General features: G+C 64.6%; 27 protein-coding genes. All 27 read left to right on the forward strand.

All coding sequences use genetic code 11. From position 1 onward, the window contains the following. The 27 genes from rplL to rpmD all read left to right on the forward strand — a co-directional run bounded on the left by rplL (position 1) and on the right by rpmD (position 23,316). A complete protein-coding gene (gene rplL, locus AC1RLU_RS14975) occupies positions 1-381 on the forward strand; it encodes a 50S ribosomal protein L7/L12 (RefSeq protein ID WP_061966720.1) in 381 nt (126 codons plus the stop codon). Between the two features lie 281 nt (positions 382-662). Next, complete coding sequence (gene rpoB, locus AC1RLU_RS14980) at positions 663-4,814, forward strand: DNA-directed RNA polymerase subunit beta (protein ID WP_061966719.1); 4,152 nt, start codon at positions 663-665, stop codon at positions 4,812-4,814. Between the two features lie 109 nt (positions 4,815-4,923). Then, positions 4,924-9,108 carry a DNA-directed RNA polymerase subunit beta' gene (gene rpoC / locus AC1RLU_RS14985; protein WP_113586820.1) on the forward strand — a complete coding sequence of 1,395 codons (4,185 nt, stop codon included), beginning with the start codon at positions 4,924-4,926 and terminating at the stop codon, positions 9,106-9,108. A gap of 597 nt (positions 9,109-9,705) precedes the next feature. Then, complete coding sequence (gene rpsL / locus AC1RLU_RS14990) at positions 9,706-10,077, forward strand: 30S ribosomal protein S12 (protein WP_057189964.1); 372 nt, start codon at positions 9,706-9,708, stop codon at positions 10,075-10,077. Between the two features lie 73 nt (positions 10,078-10,150). Then, positions 10,151-10,621: a 30S ribosomal protein S7 gene (rpsG, locus tag AC1RLU_RS14995; RefSeq protein WP_061966717.1), complete on the forward strand. Its 471-nt coding sequence runs from the start codon at positions 10,151-10,153 to the stop codon at positions 10,619-10,621. Positions 10,622-10,654: 33 nt separating this feature from the next. Next, positions 10,655-12,730 carry an elongation factor G gene (gene fusA, locus AC1RLU_RS15000; protein WP_061966716.1) on the forward strand — a complete coding sequence of 692 codons (2,076 nt, stop codon included), beginning with the start codon at positions 10,655-10,657 and terminating at the stop codon, positions 12,728-12,730. A 53-nt stretch (positions 12,731-12,783) separates the two neighbouring features. Then, entirely contained in the window at positions 12,784-13,974 is a 1,191-nt protein-coding gene (gene tuf / locus AC1RLU_RS15005; protein ID WP_061967316.1) for an elongation factor Tu, read from the forward strand. A 69-nt stretch (positions 13,975-14,043) separates the two neighbouring features. Further along, positions 14,044-14,352, forward strand: coding sequence for a 30S ribosomal protein S10 (rpsJ, locus tag AC1RLU_RS15010; RefSeq protein WP_043237115.1), 309 nt, complete (start codon positions 14,044-14,046; stop codon positions 14,350-14,352). A 69-nt stretch (positions 14,353-14,421) separates the two neighbouring features. After that, on the forward strand, positions 14,422-15,150 hold the full coding sequence (gene rplC, locus AC1RLU_RS15015; protein ID WP_061967345.1) for a 50S ribosomal protein L3: 729 nt from the start codon (positions 14,422-14,424) through the stop codon (positions 15,148-15,150). Continuing rightward, positions 15,150-15,770 carry a 50S ribosomal protein L4 gene (gene rplD / locus AC1RLU_RS15020; RefSeq protein WP_061967347.1) on the forward strand — a complete coding sequence of 207 codons (621 nt, stop codon included), beginning with the start codon at positions 15,150-15,152 and terminating at the stop codon, positions 15,768-15,770. The genes rplC and rplD overlap by 1 nt, the downstream gene beginning before the upstream one ends. Further along, positions 15,767-16,078 (forward strand): 50S ribosomal protein L23, encoded by a 312-nt coding sequence (locus tag AC1RLU_RS15025; RefSeq protein WP_047582026.1) that lies wholly within the window; start codon positions 15,767-15,769, stop codon positions 16,076-16,078. The genes rplD and AC1RLU_RS15025 overlap by 4 nt, the downstream gene beginning before the upstream one ends. 10 nt (positions 16,079-16,088) lie before the next feature. Beyond that, positions 16,089-16,931, forward strand: coding sequence for a 50S ribosomal protein L2 (rplB, locus tag AC1RLU_RS15030; RefSeq protein WP_091861300.1), 843 nt, complete (start codon positions 16,089-16,091; stop codon positions 16,929-16,931). Positions 16,932-16,939: 8 nt separating this feature from the next. Further along, the gene (gene rpsS, locus AC1RLU_RS15035; RefSeq protein ID WP_061967350.1) at positions 16,940-17,218 is read left to right on the forward strand and encodes a 30S ribosomal protein S19; all 279 of its coding nucleotides are present in this window, start codon (positions 16,940-16,942) and stop codon (positions 17,216-17,218) included. A gap of 3 nt (positions 17,219-17,221) precedes the next feature. Beyond that, a complete protein-coding gene (gene rplV, locus AC1RLU_RS15040; RefSeq protein WP_061967352.1) occupies positions 17,222-17,605 on the forward strand; it encodes a 50S ribosomal protein L22 in 384 nt (127 codons plus the stop codon). 10 nt (positions 17,606-17,615) lie between these two features. Then, a complete protein-coding gene (rpsC, locus tag AC1RLU_RS15045; RefSeq protein ID WP_061967354.1) occupies positions 17,616-18,341 on the forward strand; it encodes a 30S ribosomal protein S3 in 726 nt (241 codons plus the stop codon). An 18-nt stretch (positions 18,342-18,359) separates the two neighbouring features. Continuing rightward, complete coding sequence (gene rplP / locus AC1RLU_RS15050) at positions 18,360-18,773, forward strand: 50S ribosomal protein L16 (protein WP_038365403.1); 414 nt, start codon at positions 18,360-18,362, stop codon at positions 18,771-18,773. 11 nt (positions 18,774-18,784) lie between these two features. Continuing rightward, entirely contained in the window at positions 18,785-18,997 is a 213-nt protein-coding gene (gene rpmC / locus AC1RLU_RS15055) for a 50S ribosomal protein L29 (protein WP_061967356.1), read from the forward strand. A 10-nt stretch (positions 18,998-19,007) separates the two neighbouring features. After that, entirely contained in the window at positions 19,008-19,250 is a 243-nt protein-coding gene (gene rpsQ / locus AC1RLU_RS15060) for a 30S ribosomal protein S17 (RefSeq protein WP_061967358.1), read from the forward strand. Between the two features lie 209 nt (positions 19,251-19,459). Next, positions 19,460-19,828 (forward strand): 50S ribosomal protein L14, encoded by a 369-nt coding sequence (gene rplN / locus AC1RLU_RS15065; protein WP_038365406.1) that lies wholly within the window; start codon positions 19,460-19,462, stop codon positions 19,826-19,828. After that, positions 19,828-20,145, forward strand: a complete 318-nt coding sequence (rplX, locus tag AC1RLU_RS15070) for a 50S ribosomal protein L24 (protein ID WP_061967359.1) — start codon at positions 19,828-19,830, stop codon at positions 20,143-20,145. The genes rplN and rplX overlap by 1 nt, the downstream gene beginning before the upstream one ends. Beyond that, a complete protein-coding gene (gene rplE, locus AC1RLU_RS15075) occupies positions 20,138-20,704 on the forward strand; it encodes a 50S ribosomal protein L5 (protein ID WP_492796488.1) in 567 nt (188 codons plus the stop codon). Before rplX ends, rplE begins: the two co-directional genes overlap by 8 nt. 36 nt (positions 20,705-20,740) lie before the next feature. Continuing rightward, on the forward strand, positions 20,741-21,046 hold the full coding sequence (gene rpsN, locus AC1RLU_RS15080) for a 30S ribosomal protein S14 (protein ID WP_061967363.1): 306 nt from the start codon (positions 20,741-20,743) through the stop codon (positions 21,044-21,046). A 14-nt stretch (positions 21,047-21,060) separates the two neighbouring features. Beyond that, entirely contained in the window at positions 21,061-21,459 is a 399-nt protein-coding gene (gene rpsH / locus AC1RLU_RS15085; protein ID WP_061967365.1) for a 30S ribosomal protein S8, read from the forward strand. A gap of 38 nt (positions 21,460-21,497) precedes the next feature. Then, positions 21,498-22,031 carry a 50S ribosomal protein L6 gene (gene rplF / locus AC1RLU_RS15090; protein WP_061967366.1) on the forward strand — a complete coding sequence of 178 codons (534 nt, stop codon included), beginning with the start codon at positions 21,498-21,500 and terminating at the stop codon, positions 22,029-22,031. 11 nt (positions 22,032-22,042) lie between these two features. Then, positions 22,043-22,405, forward strand: a complete 363-nt coding sequence (rplR, locus tag AC1RLU_RS15095; protein ID WP_061967368.1) for a 50S ribosomal protein L18 — start codon at positions 22,043-22,045, stop codon at positions 22,403-22,405. Positions 22,406-22,547: 142 nt separating this feature from the next. Beyond that, positions 22,548-23,111 (forward strand): 30S ribosomal protein S5, encoded by a 564-nt coding sequence (gene rpsE, locus AC1RLU_RS15100; protein WP_061967370.1) that lies wholly within the window; start codon positions 22,548-22,550, stop codon positions 23,109-23,111. A 10-nt stretch (positions 23,112-23,121) separates the two neighbouring features. Beyond that, positions 23,122-23,316: a 50S ribosomal protein L30 gene (gene rpmD / locus AC1RLU_RS15105; protein ID WP_061967372.1), complete on the forward strand. Its 195-nt coding sequence runs from the start codon at positions 23,122-23,124 to the stop codon at positions 23,314-23,316. The last annotated feature ends 8 nt before the right edge of the window (positions 23,317-23,324 follow it).

Consider the following 23,324-nt stretch of genomic DNA (forward strand, 5'->3'; position numbering starts at 1 on the left):
ATGGCCGATCTCGCCAAGCTCGTCGACGATCTCTCGTCGCTCACCGTTCTCGAGGCTGCTGACCTCGCCAAGATGCTCGAAGAGAAGTGGGGCGTTTCCGCTGCCGCCGCCGTCGCCGTTGCGGCTGGCCCGGCTGCCGGCGGTGGCGCTGCCGCCGCTGCTGAAGAGCAGACCGAGTTCACCGTCGTTCTTGCCGCCGCCGGCGACAAGAAGATCGAGGTGATCAAGGAAGTCCGCGCCATCACCGGCCTGGGCCTCAAGGAAGCCAAGGACCTGGTCGAAGGCGCTCCGAAGCCGGTCAAGGAGTCGGTTGCCAAGGACGAGGCCGAGAAGCTCAAGAAGCAGCTCGAGGCCGTCGGCGCCAAGGTCGAGCTCAAGTGAGCTTGGGCCGGCTGACGCCGGTCCATCTCTAATACTACAGGCAGTCCCGGGGCGCTCCACGCCTCCGGGGCTGTCGCGTCGTTTCCGCAAGGAGCGACGAATCGATGAGGCAGATCGGTACGATTTGTCTCGAACGGCTGACCCGGCGGCCTTGCCGTCGGCTCGGTGGGACCTCCGGGTCAGCCGTCTGCAACAGCGGTTCATCGTCGGATGAACGCGCGCGGATGTGTCAAGGTTGGGCATGGCGTTCTCCGCCGGGCCCGAAGAACGCGAGGAACAACATGGTCAATTCGCTCCAGGGCCGCAGGCGCGTCCGCAAGTTCTTCGGCAAGCTCAAGGAAGTGGCGGAGATGCCGAACCTCATCGAGGTTCAGAAGGCGTCCTACGATCAGTTCCTGATGGTCGACGAGCCCAAGGGCGGTCGCGGCGACGAGGGCCTGCAGTCCGTCTTCAAATCCGTCTTCCCGATCGGCGATTTCTCCGGCGCCTCGCTGCTGGAATTCGTGAAGTACACCTTCGAGCCGCCGAAATACGATGTCGACGAGTGCCGCCAGCGCGGCATGACCTTCTCGGCGCCGCTCAAGGTGACGCTGCGCCTGATCGTGTTCGATATCGATCCCGACACCCAGGCCAAGTCGGTCAAGGACATCAAGGAGCAGGATGTCTACATGGGCGACATGCCGCTCATGACCGACAACGGCACCTTCATCGTCAACGGCACCGAGCGCGTCATCGTCTCGCAGATGCACCGTTCGCCGGGCGTGTTCTTCGACCACGACAAGGGCAAGACCCATTCCTCGGGCAAGCTGCTCTTCGCCGCGCGCATCATCCCCTATCGCGGTTCCTGGCTCGACATCGAGTTCGACGCCAAGGACATCGTCTATGCCCGTATCGACCGGAAGCGTAAGATTCCGGTCACGTCGCTGCTGTTCGCGCTCGGCATGGACGGCGAGGAGATCCTCAGCCGCTTCTACAACACCATCACCTACACCAAGGACGCCAAGGGCTGGCGCGTTCCCTACGACGCGGAGCGCATGAAGGGCTTCAAGGCGACCGAAGACCTGATCGACGCCGACACCGGCGAGGTCGTGGTCGAGGCCGGCAAGAAGCTCGTCGCCCGTACCGCCCGTCAGCTCGCCGAGAAGGGCCTGAAGTTCCTGCGCGCTTCGGACGAGGATCTCGTCGGCCAGTATGTCGCCGAGGACATCGTCGATCCGGAAACGGGTGAGGTCCACGCCGAGGCCGGCGAAGAGCTGGCCATGGCGGCCGAGGCCAAGACCGGCGAGATGAAGGGCAACCTCGTCGACCTGATCGCCAAGGGCTATACCGAGATTCCGGTGCTCGACATCGACCACATCACGGTCGGCCCCTATATCCGCAACACGCTGAACGTCGACAAGAACTCGCGCCGCGAGGAAGCCCTGTTCGACATCTACCGCGTGATGCGTCCGGGCGAGCCGCCGACCCTCGAGACCGCCGAGAACATGTTCCAGTCGCTGTTCTTCGACTCGGAGCGCTACGACCTGTCGGCCGTCGGCCGCGTCAAGATGAACATGCGCCTCGACCTCGACGCCGAGGACACCGTGCGCATCCTGCGCAAGGAGGACATCTTCGCGGTCGTCAAGGCGCTGGTCGACCTGCGCGACGGCAAGGGCGAGATCGACGACATCGACCATCTCGGCAACCGCCGCGTCCGCTCGGTCGGCGAGCTCATGGAGAACCAGTATCGCCTGGGTCTGCTCCGCATGGAGCGCGCCATCAAGGAGCGCATGTCCTCGGTCGATATCGACACGGTCATGCCGCAGGACCTGATCAACGCCAAGCCGGCGGCTGCCGCCGTGCGCGAGTTCTTCGGTTCCTCGCAGCTCTCGCAGTTCATGGACCAGACGAATCCGCTCTCGGAAGTCACCCACAAGCGCCGCCTCTCGGCGCTTGGCCCGGGCGGCCTGACCCGTGAGCGCGCCGGCTTCGAGGTGCGCGACGTGCACCCGACCCATTACGGCCGCATCTGCCCGATCGAAACGCCGGAAGGCCCGAATATCGGCCTGATCAACTCGCTCGCCACCTTCGCGCGGGTGAACAAGTACGGCTTCATCGAGAGCCCCTACCGCCGCATCCGCGACGGCAAGGTCACCGACGAGGTGATCTATCTCTCGGCGATGGAAGAGGCGAAGTACAACGTCGCCCAGGCGAATGCCGCCGTGGATGCCGAAGGGCGTCTGACGGACGACCTGATCGTCTGCCGCCGCGCCGGCGAAGTCATCGTCACGCCGGTCGACAAGGTCGACTTCCAGGACGTGTCGCCGAAGCAGCTCGTTTCGGTCGCCGCGGCGCTGATCCCGTTCCTCGAGAACGACGACGCGAACCGCGCGCTGATGGGCTCGAACATGCAGCGCCAGGCGGTGCCGCTGGTTCGCGCCGACGCGCCCTTCGTCGGCACCGGCATGGAAGCGGTCGTGGCCCGTGACTCGGGCGCTGCGATCGCGGCCCGCCGCGGCGGTATCGTCGACCAGGTCGACGCGACCCGTATCGTCATCCGCGCGTCGGACGAGATGGACCCGACCAAGCCGGGCGTCGACATCTACCGTCTGCAGAAGTTCCAGCGCTCCAACCAGTCGACCTGCATCACGCAGCGCCCGCTGGTCCGCGTCGGCGACATCATCAAGAAGGGTGACATCGTCGCCGACGGCCCGTCGACCGAGTTCGGCGAGCTCGCGCTCGGCCGCAACGTGCTCGTCGCGTTCATGCCGTGGAACGGCTACAACTTCGAGGATTCGATCCTTCTCTCCGAGAACATCGTGTCCCAGGACATCTTCACCTCGATCCATATCGAGGAGTTCGAGGTCATGGCGCGCGACACCAAGCTCGGCCCGGAGGAGATCACGCGCGACATTCCGAACGTTTCGGAAGAGGCGCTGAAGAACCTCGACGAAGCCGGCATCGTCTATATCGGCGCCGAAGTGGCGGCGGGCGACATCCTCTGCGGCAAGATCACGCCGAAGGGCGAGAGCCCGATGACGCCGGAAGAGAAGCTGCTTCGCGCCATCTTCGGCGAGAAGGCTTCGGACGTGCGCGACACCTCGCTGCGGGTTCCGCCCGGCGTGCAGGGCACGATCGTCGAGGTCCGCGTGTTCAATCGCCACGGCGTCGACAAGGACGAGCGCGCCCAGGCGATCGAGCGCGAGGAGATCGAACGTCTCGCCAAGGACCGCGACGACGAGCAGGCGATCCTGGACCGCAACACCTTCGCGCGTCTGGCCGAGATCCTGACCGGCAAGACCGGCCTCGCCGGCCCGAAGGGCTTCAAGAAGGACACGGTCATCACCCGCGAGGTGATGAGCGAGTTCCCGCGTTCGCAATGGTGGCTGTTCGCCACCGCCGAAGACTCGCTGATGACCGAGATCGAGGCGATGCGGAAGCAGTACGACGAGTCGAAGAAGCGCCTTGAGCAGCGCTTCCTCGACAAGGTCGAGAAGCTGCAGCGCGGCGACGAACTGCCTCCGGGCGTGATGAAGATGGTCAAGGTCTTCGTCGCGGTGAAGCGCAAGATCCAGCCGGGCGACAAGATGGCCGGCCGCCACGGCAACAAGGGCGTGGTCTCGCGCATCGTGCCGGTGGAGGACATGCCGTTCCTCGAGGACGGCACCCATGCCGACATCGTGCTGAACCCGCTCGGCGTGCCCTCGCGCATGAATGTCGGCCAGATCCTGGAAACCCATCTGGGCTGGGCGGCTGCGGGCCTCGGCAAGCAGATCGGGCAGGCGCTGGACGCCTACAAGAAGTCGAGCGACTACAAGGCGCTGAAGGCCTCCTTCGACGCCGTCTACGAGGATAACGAGATCATCGCCTCGATGGACGAGAACGAGCTCGTCGAGATGGGCCAGAACCTGCGCCGCGGCGTGCCGGTGGCGACGCCGGTCTTCAACGGCGCCAAGGAAGCCGATATCGAGCGGCTGCTGGAGCAGGCCGGCCTGCATTCGTCGGGACAATCGACGCTCTATGACGGGCGTACGGGCGAGCCCTTCGATCGCAAGGTCACGATGGGCTACATCTACATGCTCAAGCTGCACCACCTGGTCGACGACAAGATCCACGCGCGTTCGATCGGTCCGTACTCGCTCGTCACCCAGCAGCCGCTGGGCGGCAAGGCGCAGTTCGGCGGCCAGCGCTTCGGCGAGATGGAGGTCTGGGCGCTCGAAGCCTACGGCGCCGCCTACACCCTGCAGGAGATGCTGACGGTGAAGTCGGACGACGTCGCGGGCCGCACCAAGGTCTACGAGTCGATCGTGCGCGGCGAGGACAACTTCGAAGCGGGCATTCCCGAGAGCTTCAACGTTCTCGTCAAGGAAATGCGCTCGCTCGGCCTCAACGTCGAGCTGATCAACAACAAGGTGAAGCCTGGCGAGTTGCCGCCGGCCGAAGCGGCTGAATAAGCCGTTAACCAAACCTTGGGTACATGCCGGCGGCGCTGATGCCGCCGGCCACGGATTTCAGAAGCCGGGCAGGGTGGCCTTCGTCCCCGCCGGCTAGAGGAGACAGGCGATGAAGCAAGAGGTCATGAACCTTTTCGGCCAGCAGCCGGTCCAGCAGGCCTTCGACGCGATCAAGATCTCGATCGCGAGCCCGGAGAAGATCCTGTCCTGGTCCTTCGGCGAGATCAAAAAGCCGGAAACCATCAACTACCGCACATTCAAGCCGGAGCGTGACGGCCTGTTCTGCGCGCGCATCTTCGGGCCGATCAAGGACTACGAGTGCCTGTGCGGCAAGTACAAGCGCATGAAGTTCAAGGGCGTCATCTGCGAGAAGTGCGGCGTCGAAGTCACGCTCGCCCGCGTCCGGCGCGAGCGCATGGGCCATATCGAGCTCGCCGCCCCGGTCGCGCATATCTGGTTCCTGAAGTCGCTGCCCTCGCGCATCGGCCTCCTGATGGATATGCCGCTCAAGGACCTCGAGCGCATCCTCTACTTCGAAAGCTACGTCGTCATCGAGCCGGGCCTGACCCCGCTCAAGGACCGTCAGCTTCTGTCGGAAGAAGAGTACGTCCGCTGCCAGGAAGAGTACGGCGCGGACACCTTCACCGCCATGATCGGCGCGGAAGCCATCCGCGAGATGCTGCGCGCGCTCGACCTCGACCAGATCAACGCCGATCTCAAGCATGAGATCGCGACGACGACGTCGGAGCTGAAGCCCAAGAAGCTGATGAAGCGCCTCAAGATCATCGAGGCGTTCCAGGAGTCGGGCAACAAGCCGGAATGGATGGTGATGACCCAGATCCCGGTCATTCCGCCGGATCTGCGCCCGCTCGTGCCGCTCGACGGCGGCCGTTTCGCGACCTCCGACCTGAACGACCTCTATCGTCGCGTCATCAACCGCAACAACCGCCTGAAGCGCCTGATCGAGCTGCGCGCGCCGGACATCATCATCCGCAACGAGAAGCGGATGCTGCAGGAATCCGTCGATGCGCTGTTCGATAACGGCCGCCGCGGCCGCGTCATCACGGGTGCCAACAAGCGCCCGCTGAAGTCGCTCGCCGACATGCTGAAGGGCAAGCAGGGCCGCTTCCGCCAGAACCTGCTCGGCAAACGCGTCGACTATTCCGGCCGCTCGGTCATCGTCGTCGGCCCGGAGATGAAGCTGCACCAGTGCGGCCTGCCGAAGAAGATGGCGCTCGAGCTGTTCAAGCCGTTCATCTATGCGCGCCTCGACGCCAAGGGCTACTCGACCACGGTCAAGCAGGCCAAGAAGCTCGTCGAGAAGGAGAAGCCTGAGGTCTGGGATATCCTGGACGAGGTCATCCGCGAGCATCCGGTGATGCTGAACCGCGCGCCGACGCTGCACCGTCTCGGCATCCAGGCGTTCGAGCCCGTGCTGATCGAGGGCAAGGCGATCCAGCTGCATCCGCTGGTCTGCGCCGCCTTCAACGCGGACTTCGACGGCGACCAGATGGCCGTGCACGTCCCGCTGTCGCTCGAGGCGCAGCTGGAAGCGCGCGTGCTGATGATGTCGACCAACAACATCCTGCACCCGGCGAACGGCATGCCGATCATCGTGCCCTCGCAGGACATCGTGCTCGGCCTCTACTACCTTTCGATCGTCTCGGATGGCGAGCCCGGCCAGGGCAAGGTCTTCGGCGATTTCGGCGAGCTCGAGCACGCGCTGCACGAGAAGGTCGTGACGCTGCATTCGAAGATCAAATATCGCTGGACCGGCACCGGCAAGGACGGCAAGCCGTACACGAAGATCTACGACACGACGCCGGGCCGCGTGATCCTCTCGACCGCGCTGCCGGACCACCCGGCCGTGTCCTTCGACGTCAGCAACCGCCTGATGACCAAGAAGGAAATCTCCGGAATGATCGACGCCGTGTATCGCGGCTGCGGTCAGAAGGAATCGGTGATCTTCTGCGACCGCGTCATGGCGCTGGGCTTCCGCCACGCGTTCAAGGCCGGCATCTCCTTCGGCAAGGACGACATGGTCGTGCCGGAGAACAAGTGGGAGATCGTCGACACGACCCGCGCGCTCGCCAAGGATTACGAGCAGCAGTATCAGGACGGCCTGATCACTCAGGGCGAGAAGTACAACAAGGTCGTCGACGCCTGGGCGAAGTGCTCCGACAAGCTCGCCCAGGAGATGATGGCCCGCATCTCGACCGTCCAGAAGGACGACACCGGCCGCGACAAGCAGATCAACTCGATCTACATGATGTCGCACTCGGGCGCCCGTGGTTCGCCGGCGCAGATGCGCCAGCTCGCCGCCATGCGCGGCCTGATGGCCAAGCCGTCGGGCGAGATCATCGAGAGCCCGATCATCTCGAACTTCAAGGAAGGCCTCGACGTTCTCGAGTACTTCAACTCGACCCACGGCGCCCGCAAGGGCCTCGCCGACACGGCGCTCAAGACGGCCAACTCCGGCTATCTTACCCGTCGTCTCGTCGACGTGGCGCAGGATGCGATCATCTCCGAGACGGATTGTGGCTCGGATAACGGCATCAAGATGCGCGCGATCGTCGATGCCGGCCAGGTCGTGGCTTCGCTCGGCATGCGCATCCTGGGCCGCGCCACGGCCGAGGACATCGTCGACGTCGAGGGCAAGGTCATCGTCGCCAAGGGCATCGTGATCGAAGAGAGCGACATCGCGAAGATCAACGCCGCCGGCATCCAGGAGGTGAAGATCCGTTCGGTTCTCACCTGCGAGACCAAGAACGGCGTCTGCGCCACCTGCTACGGGCGCGATCTGGCCCGTGGTACGCCCGTCAACATGGGCGAGGCCGTCGGCGTCATCGCGGCGCAGTCGATCGGCGAGCCGGGCACGCAGCTCACCATGCGTACCTTCCATATCGGCGGCGCGGCCACCATCGCCGACCAGTCCTTCGTCGAGTCGAACTTCGAAGGCACGGTCAAGATGCGCAACCGCAACGTCGCGCGGAACTCGGACGGCGATCTCATCGCCATGGCGCGCAACATCGCCATCGTGATCGTCGGGCCTGACGGCGCCGAGCGCGCGGTCCATCGCGTCCAGTTCGGCTCTAAGCTGCGCGTGGACGAGGGCGACAAGGTCAAGCGCGGCCAGCGCCTGATCGAGTGGGATCCCTATTCCCGCCCGATCCTGGCGGAGGTGGACGGCAAGGTCGGCTACGAGGACCTCGTGGACGGCATGTCGATCACCGAGACGACCGACGAAGCGACGGGCATCTCCAAGCGCGTCGTCATCGACTGGCGCGGCTCGGCCCGTACGGCCGACCTGAAGCCGGCCATGGTGATCTTCGGCGCGGACGGCAAGGTGGCGAAGCTCGCCCGTGGTGGCGAAGCCCGCTACATCCTGCCGGTCGACGGCATCATCTCGGTGGAGCCGGGCCACGCGATCAAGGCCGGCGACGTGCTGGCGCGTGTCTCGACCGACTCGGCCAAGACCCGCGACATCACCGGCGGTCTGCCGCGCGTCGCGGAGCTGTTCGAGGCGCGTCGTCCGAAGGATGCGGCGATCATCGCCGAGAAGTCGGGCGTGATCGGCTTCGGCAAGGACTACAAGAACAAGCGGCGCGTCACGCTGACGCCGCATGACGGTTCCGACGGGGTCGAGTACCTGATCCCGAAGGGCAAGCACATCCATCTCCAGGACGGCGACGTCGTGGAGGTCGGCGACTACATCCTCGACGGCAACCCGGCCCCGCACGACATCCTTGCGATCAAGGGCGTCGAGGAGCTGGCGGCTTATCTGGTCAACGAAATCCAGGAGGTCTATCGCCTCCAGGGCGTGACCATCAACGATAAGCACATCGAGGTCATCGTCCGGCAGATGCTGCAGAAGGTCGAGATCACCGAGTCCGGCGACAGCGACATCCTGACCGGCGACCAGATCGACAGGATCGAGCTGGAAGAGGTCAACGCGAAGTTGCGCGAGGAGGGCAAGAAGCCGGCTTCCGGCGTTCCGGTCCTGCTCGGCATCACCAAGGCGTCGCTGCAGACCCGCTCCTTCATCTCGGCGGCGTCCTTCCAGGAGACCACCCGCGTCCTCACCGAGGCGGCGGTCAACGGCAAGTCGGACATGCTCGAAGGCCTCAAGGAGAACGTCATCGTCGGCTCGCTCATCCCGGCCGGTACCGGCGCCCAGGTCGCCCGCATCAAGCAGGTGGCCACGCGTCGCGACGATCTCATCGTCGGCCAGAAGGCGGATGCGGCGGCGAAGGCCGCCAAGGCAGCCGCGGCGGTTCTCCCGGCGGCCGAATAAGCGGCCCGGCGAAAGCCTCACGTCATCGAACGGCCGCCCTCGGGCGGCCGTTTCTTTTTGGTTGGGCCAACGCCAGTCAGCGGTGGCGCCGTTCAAGCCGGGCGCGGCCTCTCCGGCCGATGATTCTTTTCCGGGGATCGTGCGGTCGGCGAGATCGAAGGAACTTTACGCCCTGTTTCGGGCGGCTATGCTGTCGATCGGCGCTGGGCAGCGCGGCCGCATGCGGCTTGCAGCCGTCATTCGCTTAATGGATGGCGGAAATGCAGGCGTGAACGCGCCTGGAGCCGCAATCCGGGGTTGACGCGAATCTCCGTTCGAGTCATAAGCGCGCCACTGTCGACGGTTGTCGGACACGTTTGTCGCTCGCGCATGGTTCGCGAGCGAGTTTCGCGACCGAAACTCCGTCGGAATTCCAGCGTCGATTGACGACATGGCAGGATGCATGAACGCGGGACTTGTTCCGTGTTCCTCTGCTGGCGAACGCGCCTGAGGCCCCTGTATGGGCGCCGATGGCGCGGCTTCGTTTATGCCATGGCTTTGCTCGACCTGGGAGATTGACCAGGAATTTCCAAACGCTCAGTGGGGCGAGAGGCCAGAATGCCGACAATCAGCCAGCTCATTCGCAAGCCGCGGTCGCCCGTGAAGGCGCGTAACACCGCCCCGGCGCTTGAGAATTGCCCGCAGAAGCGCGGCGTTTGCACGCGCGTCTATACGACGACCCCGAAGAAGCCGAACTCGGCGCTCCGCAAGGTTGCCAAGGTTCGTCTGACCAATGGCTTCGAGGTGATCGGCTACATCCCCGGCGAGGGTCACAACCTCCAGGAGCACTCGGTCGTCATGATCCGTGGCGGCCGCGTCAAGGATCTTCCCGGCGTGCGCTATCACATCCTGCGTGGTGTGCTCGACACGCAGGGCGTCAAGAACCGCAAGCAGCGCCGTTCGAAGTACGGCGCCAAGCGTCCCAAGTAATTTTCTGCCAGGCCGGCGGGGTCGTTCGATCCGAGCCGGTCCGCAGCGTTCCAGATTGACCGGAGACTAGACGATGTCCCGCCGCCACAGTGCCGAAAAGCGCGAAGTTATCCCGGACCCGAAGTTCGGCGATATCGTCGTGACCAAGTTCATGAACTCGGTCATGTACGAAGGTAAGAAGTCGACCGCCGAGCGGATCGTCTACGGTGCCTTCGACATCATCGAGGCGAAGACCAAGAGCGAGCCGCTCGGCGTCTTCAAGTCGGCGCTCGAGAACGTCGCTCCGGCGATCGAGGTCCGCTCCCGCCGCGTCGGTGGCGCGACCTATCAGGTTCCGGTCGAAGTCCGCACCGAGCGCCGCCAGGCGCTCGCCATCCGCTGGCTGATCACGGCTGCCCGCGGCCGCAACGACAAGACCATGGTGGAGCGCCTGTCGGCCGAGCTGATGGACGCCGCCAATAACCGCGGCAACGCCGTCAAGAAGCGTGAAGACACGCACCGGATGGCGGAAGCCAACCGCGCCTTCTCGCACTACCGCTGGTAAGCGGCGTACTGCACCGAGACACAGAGCACGATCATGGCCCGTTCCCATCCCATCGACCGTTATCGCAACTTCGGCATCATGGCCCACATTGATGCCGGCAAGACGACGACGACCGAGCGCATCCTTTTCTACACCGGCAAGTCGCATAAGATCGGCGAAGTCCATGACGGCGCCGCGACCATGGACTGGATGACGCAGGAGCAGGAGCGTGGCATCACGATCACCTCCGCCGCGACGACCTGCCTGTGGCGCGACCATCGCCTGAACATCATCGACACCCCCGGCCACGTCGACTTCACCATCGAAGTCGAGCGTTCGCTGCGCGTGCTCGACGGCGCCGTCTGCGTTCTCGACGGCAACCAGGGCGTCGAGCCCCAGACCGAGACCGTCTGGCGCCAGGCCGACAAGTACGACGTCCCGCGCGTCGTGTTCGTCAACAAGATGGACAAGATCGGCGCCGATTTCTATCGCTGCGTCCAGGACATCATCGACCGCGTCGCCGGCAAGCCCGTCTGCCTGCAGATCCCGATCGGTTCCGAGGCCAACTTTGCCGGCGTCGTCGACCTGATCAAGATGAAGGCGATCGTCTGGAACGGCGAAGCGCTGGGCGCTTCCTTCGAAGAGAAGGAGATCCCCGCCGATCTGCTCGACAAGGCCACTGAATATCGTGGCAAGCTCGTCGAGGCCGCCGTCGACATGGACGACGCCGCGATGGAAGCCTATCTCGACGGCACCGAGCCGGACGCCGAGACGCTGCGCCGCCTCGTGCGCACCGCCGTGCAGCGCCGCGCCTTCCACCCGGTGCTCTGCGGTTCGTCCTTCAAGAACAAGGGCGTGCAGCCCCTGCTCGACGCCGTCGTCGACTTCCTGCCGTCGCCCGTCGATCGCGGCGCGGTCGAAGGCATCGACTTCAAGACCGAAGAGCCCGTCGTCCGCAATCCGACGGACGAGGATCCCTTCGCGATGCTCGCCTTCAAGATCATGGACGACCCCTTCGTCGGCACGATCACCTTCTGCCGCATCTATTCGGGCAAGGTCGACGCCGGCCAGGGCGTCATCAACTCGACCCGCGACAAGAAGGAGCGCGTCGGTCGCATGCTCCTGATGCATGCGAACAACCGCGAGGACATCAAGGAGGCTTATGCCGGCGACATCGTCGCCCTGGCCGGCCTCAAGGACGTCCGCACCGGCGACACGCTCTGCGATCCCGTCAACGCGGTCATCCTGGAGCGCATGGAGTTCCCCGAGCCGGTCATCACGATCGCGATCGAGCCGAAGTCCAAGGCCGACCAGGAGAAGCTGGGCCTCGCCCTGTCGAAGCTCGCGAACGAGGATCCGTCCTTCCGCGTGTCGACCGACCAGGAGAGCGGCCAGACCATCCTGAAGGGCATGGGCGAGCTCCATCTCGACATCAAGGTCGACATCCTGAAGCGCACCTACAAGGTCGATGCCAATATCGGCGCGCCGCAGGTTGCGTATCGCGAGACGCTGACCAAGAAGGCCGAGATCGACTACACCCACAAGAAGCAGACCGGCGGTACCGGCCAGTTCGCCCGCGTCAAGCTGGTGATCGAGCCGAACGAGACCGGCAAGGGCTTCGAGTTCGAGTCGAAGGTCGTCGGCGGCTCGGTGCCGAAGGAGTATATCCCCGGCGTCGAGAAGGGCCTGAACTCGGTCATCGGCTCGGGCGTGCTCGCCGGCTTCCCGGTCGTGGACGTCAAGGTCACGCTGATCGACGGTGCCTTCCACGAAGTCGACTCGTCGGCCCTGGCCTTCGAAATCGCCTCCCGTGCAGCGCTGCGCGAAGGTCTGCAGAAGGGTGGCTCCGTGCTGCTCGAGCCGATCATGAAGGTCGAGGTCGTGACCCCGGAAGACTATACCGGCTCGGTCATCGGCGACCTGAACTCGCGTCGTGGCCAGATCCAGGGCCAGGACATGCGCGGCAACGCCGTCGTGATCAACGCCATGGTTCCGCTGGCCAACATGTTCGGCTATGTGAACCAGCTGCGCTCGTTCTCGCAGGGCCGCGCCAACTACACGATGCAGTTCGACCACTATGAGCAGGTTCCGTCGGCGGTGGCCGCCGAGGTCCAGGCCAAATACGCCTGATCACCAGCCCGACCTGCTTTAACGCAACAACGATTTGACTGACGGAGGCTACGATGGCCAAAGAGAAATTTGCGCGCAACAAGCCGCACTGCAACATTGGAACGATTGGTCACGTTGACCATGGCAAGACGTCTTTGACGGCTGCGATCACGAAGGTGCTTGCGGAGTCGGGCGGCGCTTCGTTCACGGCGTATGACCAGATCGACAAGGCTCCGGAAGAGAAGGCCCGCGGCATCACGATCTCGACCGCTCACGTCGAGTACGAGACCCCGGCGCGTCACTACGCCCATGTCGACTGCCCCGGCCACGCCGACTACGTGAAGAACATGATCACGGGTGCGGCGCAGATGGACGGCGCGATCCTGGTTGTGTCGGCGGCCGACGGCCCGATGCCGCAGACCCGCGAGCACATCCTGCTGGCGCGCCAGGTCGGCGTTCCCGCGCTGGTGGTGTTCATGAACAAGGTCGACCTGGTCGACGACGCCGAGCTGCTGGAGCTCGTCGAGATGGAGATCCGCGAGCTCCTCTCGAAGTACGACTTCCCGGGCGACGACATCCCGATCACCAAGGGCTCGGCGAAGGCCGCTCTCGACAACGTCACGCCGGAGATCGGTCATGACGCGGTGATCGCGCTGATGAAGACGGTCGACGAGTACATCCCGCAGCCGGAGCGTCCGATCGACCAGCCGTTCCTGATGCCGGTCGAGGACGTGTTCTCGATCTCGGGCCGTGGCACGGTGGTGACCGGCCGCGTCGAGCGCGGCATCGTCAAGGTCGGCGAGGAAATCGAGATCGTCGGCCTGAAGGACACCGTGAAGACGACGGTGACGGGCGTCGAGATGTTCCGCAAGCTTCTGGACCAGGGCCAGGCGGGCGACAACATCGGCGCGCTGCTGCGCGGCACGAAGCGTGAGGACGTCGAGCGCGGGCAGATCCTGTGCAAGCCGGGCTCTGTCAAGCCGCACACGAAGTTCAAGGCCGAGGCCTACATCCTGACGAAGGAAGAGGGTGGCCGTCACACGCCGTTCTTCACCAACTACCGCCCGCAGTTCTACTTCCGCACGACGGACGTGACCGGCGTGGTCTCGCTGCCGGAAGGCACGGAGATGGTGATGCCGGGCGACAACATCTCGATGGAGGTGACGCTGATCGCCCCGATCGCGATGGAAGAGAAGCTGCGCTTCGCCATCCGCGAAGGCGGCCGCACCGTCGGCGCCGGCGTCGTCGCATCGATCATCGCGTAACGCGTTTGCGTGAGGGGCAGGGGCCCTTCGGGGCCTTTGCCTTTTCTCACGTCACGGAGAACTAAGACCATGAACGGTCAGAACATTCGGATCCGCCTCAAGGCGTTCGACCACCGTATCCTCGACGCTTCGACGCGCGAGATCGTGTCGACCGCGAAGCGGACGGGCGCCCAGGTCCGCGGACCGATTCCGCTGCCCACGCTCATCGAGAAGTTCACCGTCAACCGCTCGCCCCACATCGACAAGAAGTCGCGCGAGCAGTTCGAGATGCGGACCCACAAGCGGGTTCTCGACATCGTCGACCCGACCCCCCAGACGGTCGACGCCCTCATGAAGCTCGATCTCGCCGCCGGCGTCGACGTCGAAATCAAGCTCTGATCCGATTAAACGGGTCCTCTGTTTCCGGTTCCCCCGGATGGACATGACCCCAAAGGAAGGTATGCACCGATGCGTTCCGGTGTGATTGCACAGAAAGTCGGGATGACCCGCATCTTTACGGATGCCGGCGAGCACATCCCGGTCACCGTGCTGAAGCTCGACAACTGCCAGGTCGTCGCGCATCGCACGATCGAGAAGAACGGCTATGCGGCCGTGCAGCTGGGCTCCGGCACGGCGAAGGTGAAGAATGTCTCGAAGGCCGAGCGCGGTCATTTCGCGGTCGCCAAGGTCGAGCCGAAGCGCAAGGTGGTCGAGTTCCGCGTCAGCAACGACGCGCTGATCCCCGTCGGCGCCGAGCTGACCGCGGACCACTTCGTCGTCGGCCAGTTCGTCGACGTCTCCGGCACCACCACCGGCAAGGGCTTCGCCGGTGGTATGAAGCGCTGGAACTTCGGCGGTCTGCGCGCCACGCACGGCGTGTCGGTCTCGCATCGTTCGATCGGTTCGACCGGTGGCCGTCAGGACCCGGGCAAGACCTTCAAGAACAAGAAGATGCCGGGCCATCTCGGTGCCGAGCGCGTGACCACGCAGAACCTGCGCGTCGTCCAGACGGATGTCGAGCGCGGCCTGATCCTCGTCGAAGGCGCCGTTCCCGGCGTCGCCGGCGGCTGGATCCATGTCCGTGACGCCGTCAAGCGCGCCCTGCCGAAGGATGCGCCGCTGCCGGGCAAGTTCAAGGTTTCCGGCGAGGCCAAGGCGGATGAGGCTCCTGCGGCCCAGGCTGAGGAGAACGCGTGATGAAGTTCGATATCACCACTCTTGAGGGCAAGTCGGCCGGTTCGGTCGAGCTGTCGGATGAGGTGTTCGGCCTGGAGCCGCGCGCCGATCTGCTCGCCCGCATGGTCCGCTATCAGCTCGCCAAGCGTCGCGCCGGGACTCACAAGTCCAAGGGCCGCTCGGAAGTCGATCGCACCCGCAAGAAGATCTACAAGCAGAAGGGCACCGGCGGCGCTCGCCACGGCGCGGCTTCGGCTCCGCAGTTCCGCGGCGGCGGCAAGGCCTTCGGCCCGGTCCTGCGCGACCACGGTCATGATCTTCCCAAGAAGGTCCGTGCGCTGGCCCTGCGTCACGCTCTCTCGGCCAAGGCCAAGGATGCCGGCATCATCGTGATCGACGATGCCACGCTCTCCGAGCCGAAGACCAAGGTGCTGCTCGGCCATTTCGGCAAGCTCGACCTGTCGAGCGCGCTGATCATCGGCGGCGCCGAGATCGACACCAATTTCGGCCTGGCCGCTCGCTCGATCCCGAACGTCGACGTGCTGCCGGTCCAGGGCATCAACGTTTACGACATCCTGCGTCGCGACAAGCTTGTCCTGACGCGCGCGGCCGTCGATGCGCTGGAGGCGCGCTTCAAATGAGCCAGTCCGCCAAGAACCTCGACCCGCGCCACTACGATGTGATCGTGGCGCCGGTCATCACCGAGAAGGCGACGATGCTCTCCGAGCATAACAAGGTCGTCTTCAAGGTTGCCAAGACCGCAACGAAGCCGCAGATCAAGGCGGCGATCGAGAAGCTCTTCGACGTCAAGGTCAAGAGCGTCAACACGATCGTCACCGAGGGCAAGGTCAAGATGTTCCGTGGCCGTCCCGGCCAGCGTTCGGACGTCAAGAAGGCGGTCGTGACCCTCGAAGAGGGCCACTCCATCGACGTGACCACGGGCCTGTGAGGGAATCATCATGGCTTTGAAACATTTCAAGCCGATCACGCCGAGCCTTCGCCAGCTCGTGATCGTCGACCGCAGCGAGCTCTACAAGGGCAAGCCGGTCAAGGCGCTGACCGAGGGCCTTTCGTCCTCGGGCGGCCGCAACAACACCGGTCGCATCACCGTCCGCTTCCGCGGCGGTGGTCACAAGCGCACGCTGCGCCTCGTCGACTTCAAGCGTCGCGGCAAGGCCGGCATCCCGGCGACCGTCGAGCGGCTCGAATACGATCCGAACCGCACCGCCTTCATCGCCCTGATCAAGTATCAGGACGGCGAGCAGGCCTACATCCTGGCGCCGCAGCGCCTGGCTGTCGGCGACACGGTGGTTGCCGGTGACTCGGTCGACGTGAAGCCCGGCAACGCGGCTCCGATGGGCTCGCTGCCGATCGGCACGATCGTCCACAATGTCGAGCTGAAGATCGGCAAGGGCGGCGCTCTGGCCCGTTCGGCCGGCAACTACGCCCAGATCGTCGGCCGCGACCAGGGCTACGTCATCGTTCGCCTGAACTCGGGCGAGCAGCGCCTGATCTCCGGCCAGTGCTACGCCACGGTCGGCGCCGTCTCGAACCCGGATCACATGAACCGGAACGACGGCAAGGCCGGTCGCTCGCGCTGGCTCGGCCGCCGTCCGCATAACCGCGGCGTCTCGATGAACCCGGTCGACCACCCGCATGGTGGTGGTGAAGGCCGGACGTCGGGTGGTCGCCATCCGGTTACGCCCTGGGGTCTGCCGACCAAGGGCAAGAAGACCCGCTCGAACAAGCGGACCGATACGTTCATCGTGTCGAGCCGTCACGCCCGCAAGAAGAAGAACTGAGGTCCGTCATGGCGCGTTCGCTTTGGAAAGGTCCGTTCGTCGACGGATACCTCCTGAAGAAGGCCGAGGTCGCCAGGACCTCGAGCCGTAGTGAAGTTATCAAGATCTGGAGCCGTCGCTCCACGATCCTGCCGCAGTTCGTCGGTCTGACGTTCGGCGTCTACAACGGTCACAAGCATGTGCCGGTGTCCGTGTCCGAGGAGATGGTGGGCCACAAGTTCGGCGAGTTCTCGCCGACGCGCACCTTCCACGGCCACGCTGCCGACAAGAAGGCGAAGAGGAAGTAAGCCATGGGTAAAGCATCAGCCCCCCGTGCGCTGCCCGAGAACGAAGCCACTGCGATCGCTCGCAACCTTCGCGTCTCGCCGCAGAAGCTGAACCTCGTCGCCCAGCTGATCCGTGGCAAGAAGGTCTCGACCGCGCTCGCCGATCTCGAGTTCTCGCGCAAGCGGATCTCGCTCGACGTGCGCAAGTGCCTGCAGAGCGCGATCGCCAACGCCGAGAACAATCATGATCTCGACGTCGATGATCTCGTCGTGGCACAGGCCTTCGTCGGCAAGGCCCTCGTCATGAAGCGTTTCCACGCTCGTGCCCGTGGCCGTGGCGCCCGCATCCTGAAGCCCTTCGCGAACATCACGATCATCGTGCGCGAAGTCGCTGCGGCCAAGGCCTGAGGAGAGAACGATGGGTCAGAAAATCAATCCGATCGGCCTTCGCCTCGGCATCAACCGCACCTGGGACTCGCGTTGGTTCGCGGCCAAGGGCGAGTACGGCCAGCTTCTGCATGAGGACATGGCCATCCGCGCCGCCCTCATGAAGCTGTTGAAGCAGGCCGCCGTCTCGAAGATCATCATCGAGCGTCCGCACCGGAAGTGCCGCGTCACCATCCACTCGGCTCGTCCGGGCGTGGTGATCGGCAAGAAGGGCGCTGACATCGAGAAGCTCCGCAAGGAAGTCTCGAAGCTCACCAAGGCCGACGTGACGATCAACATCGTCGAGGTGCGCAAGCCCGAGATCGACGCGACGCTCGTCGCCGACTCGATCGCCCAGCAGCTCGAGCGCCGTGTCGCCTTCCGTCGCGCCATGAAGCGCGCCGTTCAGTCGGCGATGCGTCTCGGTGCCGAAGGCATTCGCATCAACTGCTCGGGCCGCCTCGGCGGCGCCGAGATCGCCCGCCTCGAATGGTATCGTGAGGGCCGCGTGCCGCTGCATACGCTGCGCGCCGACGTCGATTACGGCGTCGCCACCGCTTTCACGACCTACGGGACGTGCGGCATCAAGGTCTGGATCTTCAAGGGCGAGATCCTGGAACATGACCCGATGGCCCAGGACAAGCGCCTCTCCGACGAGGGCGGCCGCTCCGGCGGCCGTGATCGCGACCATCGCGATCGTCGTGAGCAGGCTGCGTAAGGCTGATCGAGAAGAGCCATGCTGCAACCAAAACGCACCAAGTTCCGCAAGCAGTTCAAGGGACGCATCTCCGGCGTCGCCAAGGGCGGCACGGATCTCAACTTCGGCCAGTTCGGCCTGAAGGCCCAGGAACCCGAGCGCGTCACCGCCCGGCAGATCGAGGCGGCCCGCCGCGCGATCACCCGCGCCATGAAGCGCGTCGGCCGTGTCTGGATCCGCATCTTCCCGGACGTGCCGGTTTCGAAGAAGCCGACCGAAGTCCGCATGGGTAAGGGCAAGGGTTCGCCCGAGTTCTGGGCGGCCAAGGTCAAGCCGGGCCGGATCATGTTCGAGCTCGACGGCGTGTCCGAGGAGATCGCCCGCGAGGCGCTCCGCCTCGGCGCCGCCAAGCTGCCGATCAAGACCCGCTTCATTCAGCGCATCGCCGAGTAAGGGAGGACAATATGAAAATTGCACAGCGTCAGTCCGACCTGAAGGCCATGAGCACGGACCAGCTCCAGGACGAGCTGCTCAAGCTGAAGAAGGAGCAGTTCAACCTGCGCTTCCAGAAGGCGACCGGCCAGCTCGAGAACACCGCGCGCGTCACCGAAGTGCGCAAGGACATCGCCCGCATCAAGACGCTGCAGCGGTCGAAGACCGTCGCAGCGAGCGCGTGAGGAGAGAATAATGCCTAAGCGCGTACTGCAGGGCGTCGTCGTCAGCGACAAGCAGAACAAAACTGTTGTGGTCAAGGTCGAGCGGCGTTATACGCACCCGCTCCTCAAGAAGACGGTGCGCCGCACGAAGAACTATCACGCCCATGACGAAGTGGGTGCGTTCAAGGTCGGCGACACGGTCTGGATCGAGGAGTCCAAGCCGATTTCCAAGCTGAAAAGCTGGGTTGTGCTCGAGGACGCCCCTAAGGCGTGATTCGAGACGGCTTCGCCCGGCCCCGAATCAGGGGCGGGCGCGGCAGGAAAGAAGCCGGGCATGTTTCTCCGCAAGAGTGGCTCCCACTTTTGCGGATCGTGTTTTGTTTTGAGGCCAGGGGGCGATCGACCCCCGTCAGTCGTAGTCCCCGCCAGCGCTGAGGCTGGCCGGGAAACCGCGCTGATACACAGATTGGAAGGATCAAGGCCATGATCCAGGTGCAGACGAATCTCGACGTCGCCGACAATTCCGGCGCCCGTCGCGTGATGTGCATCAAGGTTCTCGGCGGGTCGAAGCGGCGCTATGCCCGCATCGGCGACATCATTGTCGTCTCGATCAAGGAAGCCATCCCGCGCGGTCGCGTGAAGAAGGGCGACGTCATGAAGGCGGTCGTCGTTCGCACCGCCAAGGACGTCAAGCGCCAGGACGGTTCGGTGATCCGCTTCGACCGCAATGCGGCGGTGCTGATCAACAACCAGAAGGAGCCGGTCGGCACGCGTATCTTCGGACCGGTTCCGCGCGAGCTGCGCGCCAAGAACCACATGAAGATCATCTCGCTGGCGCCGGAGGTGCTGTGATGGCTGCTAAGATCAAGAAGGGCGACAAGGTCGTCGTGCTCGCTGGTCGCGACAAGGGCAAGTCGGGTGAAGTGCTCCAGGTCCTGCCGAAGGACGGCCGTGCGGTCGTTCGCGGCGTCAACCTGGTGAAGCGTCACACCAAGCAGTCCGCGCAGTCCGAGGGCGGCATCATCAGCAAGGAAGCGACGATCGACCTGTCGAACATCGCTGTTGCCGATCCGAAGGATGGCCAGGCCACCCGCGTCGGTTTCAAGGTGCTCGATGACGGCCGCAAGGTTCGTTTTGCCAAGCGTTCGGGGGATCTGATCGATGGCTGAGGCTCAGCAGGGCGCGCTTTCGCCGCGCATGAAGAAGCATTACGAGGACGTCGTCCGTCCCGCGATGATCGCCGAATTCGGCTACAAGAACGTCATGGAAGTGCCGACGATCGAGAAGATCGTCATCAACATGGGCGTTGGTGAAGCGACTGCGGACCGTAAGAAGGTCGACGTCGCTGCCGCGGATCTCGCCATGATCGCCGGCCAGAAGCCGGTCATCACCAAGTCCCGCCTCGCCATCGCCGGCTTCAAGCTGCGCGAGAACATGGCGGTTGGCTGCAAGGTCACGCTGCGCAAGACCAAGATGTTCGAGTTCGTCGACCGGCTCGTCACCATCGCCTTGCCGCGCGTGCGCGACTTCCGGGGCCTCAACCCCAAGTCGTTCGACGGGCGCGGCAATTTCGCGCTCGGGATCAAGGAGCACATCGTGTTCCCCGAGATCAACTACGACAAGGTCGACCAGGTCCTGGGTATGGACGTCATCGTCTGCACGACTGCGAAGTCGGACGACGAGGCACGCGCCCTGCTCAAGCACTTCAACTTCCCGTTCCGGCAGTGAACCTAAGCGTTCATACGCGGAAACCAGGAGAGATCGATGGCTAAGAAAAGCTCCGTCGAGAACAACGAGCGCCGCAGGAAGCTGGTGAAGAAATTCGCCGGCCGCCGGGCTCGCCTTCTCGCGATCGCCAATGACGACAACCAGCCCATGGACGAGCGCTTCCTCGCTCGCCTGAAGCTGGCCGAACTGCCGCGCAACTCGGCCAAGATCCGCGTTCGCAACCGTTGCGAAGTGACGGGCCGCCCGCGCGCGGTTTATCGCAAGCTCAAGATGTCGCGTATCGCGCTGCGTGAGCTCGGCAATAAGGGGCTGGTTCCCGGCCTCGTTAAGTCGAGCTGGTAAGGAGGACTGGAACAATGGCAATCATTGATCCGCTCGGCGATATGCTGACCCGCATCCGCAATGCGCAGATGCGTCGCAAATCCCGCGTTTCCACCCCTGGCTCGAAGCTGCGCGCCCGCGTGCTCGACGTGCTGCAGTCCGAGGGTTACATCCGCGGCTACAGCCAGACCGAGTTCGGCAACGGCCGGACGGAGTTCGACATCGAGCTGAAGTATCACGAGGGCCTGCCGGTCATCCGGTCGATCTCGCGTGTTTCGAAGCCCGGCCGCCGCGTCTACTCGTCGGTCGAGACAATGCCGCGCGTGGCCGATGGCCTTGGCGTGACGATCGTCTCGACGCCGCGTGGCGTGATGGCCGATCATGTGGCCCGCGAGCAGAACGTGGGCGGCGAAGTGCTCTGCAAGGTCTTCTGACCTTACAGGCGCCCCGCTCACTTTCAGGAGAGATCCAAATGTCTCGTATCGGTAAGAAGCCGGTTTCGGTTCCCGCGGGCGTCACTGCCTCGGTCACCGGCCAGCTGGTCAAGATCAAGGGCTCGAAGGGCGAGCTCTCCTTCACGGTTCCCGAGGACGTCTCGGTTGCCATGGAGGACGGTGCGATCGCGGTCCAGCCGCGTTCGCAGTCGAAGCGCGCCCGTGCGCTCTGGGGCACCTCGCGTGCCCGCATCAACAACCTCGTGATCGGCACCACCGCCGGTTTCGAGAAGCGCCTCGAGATCAACGGCGTCGGCTACAAGGCCGCGGTCAACGGCAAGGTGCTGAAGCTGTCGCTGGGCTACAGCCACGACATCGACTACGCCATCCCGGAAGGCGTCGCGATCACCACGCCGAAGCCGACGGAAATCGTCGTCGTCGGGATCGACAAGCAGATCGTCGGCCAGACCGCCGCGGAAATCCGCGACTATCGCGGCCCCGAGCCTTACAAGGGCAAGGGCGTCAAGTACGCCGGCGAATTCATCTTCCGCAAGGAAGGCAAGAAGAAGTAAGGACGCCAGCCATGAGCAAGCAGAACGATGTGACTGCGCGCCGCAAGGCCCGCGTCCGCCGCGCGATCAAGGCAGTTGCCAATGGTCGCCCGCGCCTGTCGGTGCATCGCACCGGCAAGCAGATCTACGCCCAGGTCATCGACGACGTGAAGGGGGTCACCCTCGCTTCCGCCTCGTCGCGGGACAAGGATGTGCGCGAGCAGATCAAGTCCGGCGCGAATGTCGAAGCCGCCACCCAGATCGGCAAGATCGTTGCCGAGCGCGCGGTCAAGGCCGGCGTGACGGATGTGGTCTTCGACCGTGGCCCGTACATGTACCATGGCCGCGTCAAGGCGCTGGCCGATGCAGCCCGCGAGGGCGGCCTCAGCTTCTGAGGTTATCGGGTTTCGCCCGGCAAGGCGTTTCGCGCCGGCCGGGCGGTATCCGTTTTAGGCTTCCCCGCGCAATGACGCACGGGGTTAGGCTCGAGCGAGCGGCGGGGCTTCGATCCTCGTCCGCGCAAGTAAGAGGACAGACATGGCTAGAGAGCCGCGTGAGCGTAGGGACCGGGAAGCGGAAGTTTCCGAGTTCGTGGACAAGCTCGTCCACATCAACCGCGTCGCCAAGGTGGTGAAGGGCGGGCGTCGCTTCGGCTTCGCTGCGCTTGTCGTCGTCGGCGACCAGAAGGGCCGCGTCGGCTTCGGCCACGGCAAGGCCCGTGAAGTTCCCGAGGCGATCCGCAAGGCGACGGAAGCTGCCAAGCGCGGCCTCGTCCGCATCCCGCTGCGCGAGGGCCGCACCCTCCATCACGACGTGCAGGGTCGCCATGGCGCCGGCAAGGTCGTGCTGCGTGCGGCTCCGGCTGGTACCGGCATCATCGCCGGCGGCCCGATGCGCGCCGTCTTCGAGGCGGTCGGCATGCAGGACGTCGTGTCGAAGTCGCTCGGCTCCTCCAACCCGTACAACCTCGTGCGCGCCACGTTCGACGCGCTGAAGAACGAAGACAGCCCGCGTTCGGTCGCGGCGCGTCGTTCGCTCAAGGTTTCGGCCCTGCAGACCCGTCGCCGCGATGCCGGCACGGATGCGGCCGCGGAAGCGTGAGGGGGGTATCATGGCAAAGGCTGAGAAGACCTTCACCATCGAGCAGATCGGTTCGCCGATCCGCCGCGAGGCCACCCAGCGCCAGACCCTGATCGGTCTCGGCCTGAACAAGATCCGCCGCCGCTCGACCCTCCAGGACACCCCCGCGGTGCGTGGCATGGTCGAGAAGGTCAAGCACCTCGTCCGCGTCGTCGACGCGAAGTGAGGAGGGCG

Source organism: Allobosea sp. GW822-FHT05A11, from assembly GCF_058800455.1.